This is a genomic window from Winogradskyella algicola, from assembly GCF_005869935.1.
Lineage (GTDB): Bacteria > Bacteroidota > Bacteroidia > Flavobacteriales > Flavobacteriaceae > Winogradskyella > Winogradskyella algicola.
Genome location: NZ_SZQF01000033.1, coordinates 1 through 255, shown reverse-complemented (window position 1 = coordinate 255; position 255 = coordinate 1). Strand labels below are relative to the sequence as shown.

The window sequence follows — 255 nt, the reverse complement described above, 5'->3', positions numbered from 1 at the left end:
GCATCCTGCTGGGTCTCATAATAGGTCAGTGTGATTCCTGTCTGTCCGTTCAGTATCTCGGCATTCGCATCTTCCAACGTGAAGGCTTCTTGTTCATCCCCTAAGGTTATGGCATCACACAACACCAGTGGTGCTGGTTGAACCAACACTGGTAATGGATTTACGATTAACTCTAAGCGTGTTACCTTGTAACAGCCTTCTGCTGTATTTGGGTCTTCTACACGTACCCACACTTCATCCATGTCTGCTACGGTG

At 47.5% G+C, this 255-nt stretch carries 1 protein-coding gene; it reads right to left on the bottom strand.

Features of this window, described 5'->3' with window-relative positions; all coding sequences use genetic code 11:
* On the bottom strand, window positions 1–255 hold a 255-nt coding region (locus FC091_RS15110), incomplete at both ends, for a hypothetical protein (protein ID WP_138435213.1).